The sequence below is a fragment of the Oscillatoria sp. HE19RPO genome (assembly GCF_024220515.1).
Taxonomy (GTDB): Bacteria; Cyanobacteriota; Cyanobacteriia; order Cyanobacteriales; family Laspinemataceae; genus Laspinema.
In genome coordinates this window covers 1-3,472 of the sequence record NZ_JAMXOT010000004.1, presented here as the reverse complement: position 1 = coordinate 3,472, position 3,472 = coordinate 1, and the positions used below count along the sequence as shown (strand labels likewise).

At 49.5% G+C, this 3,472-nt stretch carries 3 protein-coding genes; 2 read left to right on the top strand and 1 reads right to left on the bottom strand.

The window, feature by feature from the left end; translation table 11 throughout:
* Window positions 1-499 precede the first annotated feature (499 nt).
* Together NG833_RS00355 and NG833_RS00350 are read left to right on the top strand one after the other, a co-directional pair.
* The gene (locus NG833_RS00355; RefSeq protein ID WP_254563348.1) at window positions 500-2,506 is read left to right on the top strand and encodes a long-chain fatty acid--CoA ligase; all 2,007 of its coding nucleotides are present in this window, start codon (window positions 500-502) and stop codon (window positions 2,504-2,506) included.
* An 85-nt stretch (window positions 2,507-2,591) separates the two neighbouring features.
* Window positions 2,592-3,041 (top strand): YlqD family protein, encoded by a 450-nt coding sequence (locus NG833_RS00350; RefSeq protein ID WP_254563347.1) that lies wholly within the window; start codon window positions 2,592-2,594, stop codon window positions 3,039-3,041.
* A 127-nt stretch (window positions 3,042-3,168) separates the two neighbouring features.
* Here the strand turns inward: NG833_RS00350 and NG833_RS00345 are convergent, their stop codons facing one another.
* On the bottom strand, window positions 3,169-3,360 hold the full coding sequence (locus NG833_RS00345; RefSeq protein ID WP_254563346.1) for a hypothetical protein: 192 nt from the start codon (window positions 3,358-3,360) through the stop codon (window positions 3,169-3,171).
* Window positions 3,361-3,472: the final 112 nt, after the last annotated feature.

Below are 3,472 nucleotides of genomic sequence, written 5' to 3'. Positions count from 1 at the left end.
ACAGAGTCTATGATAAGGAGCGTTAAATTTTGGCAAAAACCCGGTTTATGGTAGCTTGGAGTTGGATTGTGGGGGCTAGAAACCGGGTTTTTTACAGAGTCTATGATAAGGAGCGTTAAATTTTGGCAAAAACCCGGTTTATGGTAGCTTGAAGTTGTCTCGTGGGGGCTAGAAACCGGGTTTTTTACAGAGTCTATGATAAGGAGCGTTAAATTTTGGCAAAAACCCGGTTTCTGGTAGCTTGGAGTTGTCTTGTGGGGGCTAGAAACCGGGTTTTTTACAGAGTCTATGATAAGGAGCGTTAAATTTTGGCAAAAACCCGGTTTCGGATTTTGGTGATTTTAGTCGGATTCTGTAAAAGCGCCCCACTGTTCCCACATCTGTTCTAATTTCTGGGGTGTTCCAGTTGGCAAACTGTCCCTGTGAACCCATCTCTGATGAAACGGACTCGGAAATACTAAACTCTTAGAGACATCTTTATTTTTAGAGGTTAAGAGCGATGAGTCAGATTGCTTATTCAACCGATACCACTATCAGCGATCGCGAACGGGGGTATTTACAGCTTCCCCCGGATTATACGGCGATTCAATCCATGCCGGAAGTGTGGCCCCTGGCCCGATCGCAGTTTGGCAATACTCTGGCATTATGTGACCCTCATGCTAAACCCGTGGTGGAGTTGACTTTTGGTCAATTATGCGAGCAAATTCAACAGTTTGCCGCTGGGGTGCAATCTTTGGGATTACCGGCGATCGCCAATAATATCCCCCCCCGAGTCGCCCTCTTTTCTAACGATAGTCCCCGCTGGATGATTGCGGACCAAGGACTGCTGACGGCAGGTGCAGCGGATGTGGTGCGCGGTGCTGATGCCGATCGCGAGGAGTTGCTGTTTATTCTCCAAAATAGCGGCAGTATGGGTCTAGTGGTGGAAAACCTCGCCTTACTCAAAAAACTCCGCCCTCAACTCGATGACTTACCCATCCAGTGGATTATCTATCTCTCTGATGAACCCCTGCCGACCGATGATACCCTGCCGGTACAAATTTTATCCTATCAACAGGTGATGGCAAAAGGGGCCGGTTCTACAGTGCAACCCGTCACCCTCACCCGGGAGACTCTGGCAACCTTAATCTACACCTCCGGGACCACGGGTAAACCTAAAGGGGTGATGCTGACTCACGGTAATCTGTTGCATCAAGTCGAGACCCTGCCGACAATTATGCAACCGGAACCAGGCGATCGCGTGATTACCATTCTCCCCACCTGGCATAGTTTCGGGCGCATGGGTCAATACTTTCTCCTCTCCCGAGGTTGCAGTCAGTTTTACACGAATATTCGCTATCTTAAAGCTGATTTAAAAGAATATCACCCCAAATATACTTTTGGTGTTCCCCGACTTTGGGAATCGATTTATGAAGGGGTACAAAAGCAATTTCGAGAACAACCCGCCAATCGTCAAAAACTGGTCAACACCTTTTTTGGTTTCTCTCAAAGTTATATAGAAGCGGGTCGGATTTTGCATGGATTGCAGTTGCAACTCAAACCCGCTTCTGGGAGTGAAAAACTCCTGGCAGCAATTAAACGGGCGGTATTTTGGCCCCTCCACGCCTTGGGCGATCGCCTGGTATATCAAAAGGTCCGCCAAGCAACTGGGGGTCAACTCAAATATGTGATTAGTGGCGGTGGGTCCCTCGCCATGCATATCGAAAATTTCTTTGAAATTATTGGCATTGATGTGCTAGTGGGATATGGATTAACCGAAACCACACCAGTCTTGACAGCGCGCCGGTATTGGCATAATTTGCGGGGTTCTGCGGGTCGTCCCATTCCCTACACCGAACTGCGAATCGTTCACCCTGAAACCCGCGAAACTCTGAAACACGGGGAACGGGGGTTAGTTTTGGCGCGGGGTCCGCAAGTGATGCAGGGGTACTACCAAAATCCCGAAGCGACAAGCAAGGCGATCGACCCCGATGGATGGTTTGATACCGGGGATTTGGGGTGGTTGACTCCCGGCAATGATTTAGTGCTCACGGGTCGCGCCAAAGATACCATTGTCTTGACCAACGGAGAAAATATCGAACCCCAACCGATCGAGGATGCTTGTATCCGCAGTGCTTATATTGACCAAATGATGCTCGTGGGTCAGGACCAAAAGTGCCTCGGTGCCTTGATTGTGCCGAATTTTGAAGCCCTGCAACAGTGGGCGGTGTCCCAAAACTTCTCCCTGCGTCTGCCTCAGAATGTTTCTCAAGGCAATCCTCCCCCAGCATCGGGAACCCGAGAAATCGACCTCTCCAGTCCCGAAATTGACAACCTGTTCCGCCAGGAGTTGAATCGGGAGGTGAAAAACCGTCCCGGATATCGTCCCGATGACCGCATTGGACCCTTCTCCCTGTTGAGTGAACCCTTTACGATGGAGAATGGAATGCTCACCCAAACTCTGAAAATGAAACGACCCGTGATTACCGAACGTTACGGCGATCGCATTGATAAAATGTTCGTTTGATCCAGATTAGCCCCGTGGCGTGTTAGCATAACGGGGCCAATTCTAGGCCAAATTTCTACTTAACCCTTGATCTAGGTCAGCTAATATGGATGTCTCTAACTCGAAATTACTTCTGAAGCGCAATACCATTATCAAAGCCATAGTAACTCCGCGCTGGAAAGAAGAGGTTCAGCAGCAACTCCAAGGACAAATCAATCAAATTGATATGCAACTCCAGCAGCTTGAAATGCAAGCGCAGCAAATGATTGGAGAACTGCAAAAGCAGAGCATTCAACCCCCAGGTCCGCAAATCCAGCAACAAATCGAGTCGGTGAAAATGCAGGCCAATCAACGGCAAAGAGAGATGCTGGATCAGAAAAATCAAATTCTCCAAAATCTGCAACAAGTCCAGACTCTGGAAATGGGAGAAGAAGTCGCCAGTGGACAAATGGATAGTTTTTTCTATCTGGAACGCGGCGATGATTTAATCAAAAAAATGCAGGTAGAAGTCGTCTTGCGCGATGGCGTCGTTGAGGAAATTCGCGGGGATTTGTAGTTGGTCGTTGGTCATTGGTCATTTGTCCTTGGTTATTGGTCCTTGGTCATTTGTCCTTGGTTGATGGGGGGGATGGGGAGGACTTACAAGAGTAGGTTTTTTACGCTCAGGGGGATTTGTCTCACATTTAACTGCACTTCCGGTCCCCTCCCCTTGGCAAGGGGAGGGTTAGGGTGGGGTCCACACGCGATCTCAAGTCACGAAGAATGGGTGGGTGCAGGGTCCAAGGGCGATCGCGATCGCCCTTGCGCGTAGAAAGAGGTTGGCACCCGGCTCCATCCAGGGGCGGTAAGGGAACTCCAAAAAATAAACTCTCCAAAACGTTCGTTCGTAGTGATGGATCAACGGAGTAGCCCCGTCAATGTAGGGGCGTATTGCATACGCCCTGGGGCCTGCGCATTGCGCCCCTACACCTTCCTTCCCGTTCAACG

Excerpts from the sequence above, each read along its gene's own strand:
- NG833_RS00355 (WP_254563348.1), top strand. The coding sequence starts at position 500 with ATGAGTCAGATTGCTTATTCAACCGATACCACTATCAGCGATCGCGAA.
- NG833_RS00350 (WP_254563347.1), top strand. The coding sequence starts at position 2,592 with ATGGATGTCTCTAACTCGAAATTACTTCTGAAGCGCAATACCATTATC.